Here is a 1,756-nt window from a genome sequence, read left to right as displayed (position 1 = left end):
TGGTGTGTAATCCATGTTCTATCGAGCAATTTTCCGTTTAGAGAAACACGTTGGATAAATGCCTGATCCGGTCCAAAGTTCTTTACTTCAATTCTAAAAGCTTTGTTTCCTTTTCCAATTGTAATGGATTCAAAAAGCGGTACGTTTAAATAATAGACTGGGGCACCTACACAAGCTGGCTGTAGACCAATCCCTGCCAGTACAAACCAGCCCGACATTGCTCCTGCATCGTCATCCATGGTTCGGATATATGCTTTAGGCTCATTTTTATAAATCCGGTCAATGAAAGAGCCAATCCCTCTGCTGTTGTCGTTAAAATAATGCTGGATCACAGTATCTACTGCCAATTTGTGGACCCAGGACTGATACTTCCATGGCGTATTACTGGCTATATATAAGGTCTGCGACTGTAAATCTGGCTCATTGGCCCGGTTGAAGTAATCATGATCGAAGAAATCATCGAGCTGGTCGGTAAAGGCCTGCTGGCCACCTGCAAGTTCCACTAAGCCTTTAACATCAAAGGGTACTGCCCAGCGGTATTGACGGATCGTTCCCTGATATAAACTCCTGGCTCCCATTCTGTCTACATCATTTCTCGACAGGTCTTTAAAATCCTTTAACCAAAATTTCTTGTAAGTTATGGCTTTATCCAGGTAATGTTCAGCCTGTGCCTGATCTCCCGTAGATTTCAATAGCCCGGCAAGTGCCCATAGGTCGTAACAAGCTTCCAATGCTTTATCCGGCTTAGTGAAATCAAGTCTGCCGGCTTCTGCCAAAACGGAATCTTTTATAGCAGGGAAGTCAATCTGATAACCTTTTTTTACTGCATCAAGCAAAACGACCATGGCATGTTCTGACCTAACTGTATTTGAGGGTTCCTGGCGTCCGGCAAAGTCTTTTTTGCCATAAGGATATAAGTTGGCTATAGAGCCGACCATATCGCCATACCTTTCCGGATACAATATGGACAGCAATGGAAGCTGTGTTTTATAATTGTCCCATATGGCCCAGCCATGATAACGGGGCTGCTGTGATTTTTGCAGGCTGCCGTTCACCGCCCGATAGGCTCCATCGGGTTCAGATATCGTATAAGGAGACTGAATGGTTCTATACAGCAGGGAATAAAACAGACGTTCCCTTTGTGCATCTCCTTTAACTTCAACCACGCTTAGAAGTTCATCCCATGCTTTTGCACTTTTTACTTTTGCAGCTTCAAAAGACAATTTTACTTTTGATGATTTTACAGCATATTCTGTCGAAACTGAAGAGATATCTACCCGAAGTTCCAGTTCTTGAACTCCATTGGCAGGTACAGCAACCAGCTGATGTTTACCCAGTTCCTTCCATTCTACAGGCTGGTTAAACGACAAGTTATAATATACTTTATAATTGCCCACATGGCAAGTTGTTTTGGCCTCGATCCAACCTTTCAGTGCCGTACCGGCAATACGATGTTCTTCACCAACAAAAGCATTGTTAAAAGTATGCCCAAGATCTATAGAGAATCCTTTTTGACCGGCAGGTAAGGTGTAATGATGGATGCCGGTTTGTTTGTTGACTGCAAAACTGGCTTTTATACCATTTTTTAATTCGATCTCATAGAAACCCGGTGCGGCATGTTCTGCTTGTTTGAGCAATGGCTTATGGTCATCTTCTGCTCCTAAAAAGGGTTTCACCAACAGGATTCCGCCACTTCCCTGGCAACCGACACCTTCAAACCTGTTGTGTGTAAATCCGAATATTTCTTTGGCCAGGT

At 43.5% G+C, this 1,756-nt stretch carries 1 protein-coding gene; it reads right to left on the bottom strand.

Translation table 11 applies throughout. From position 1 onward, the window contains the following. A partial coding sequence (locus tag DBR11_RS28135) for a glycoside hydrolase domain-containing protein (protein ID WP_108555857.1) occupies positions 1–1,756 on the bottom strand: 1,756 nt, incomplete at both ends.

This window comes from Pedobacter sp. HMWF019 (genome assembly GCF_003061025.1).
GTDB lineage: Bacteria > Bacteroidota > Bacteroidia > Sphingobacteriales > Sphingobacteriaceae > Pedobacter.
Note: the sequence above shows the minus strand (reverse complement) of the source record. Positions and strands in the feature narration are given on the sequence as shown.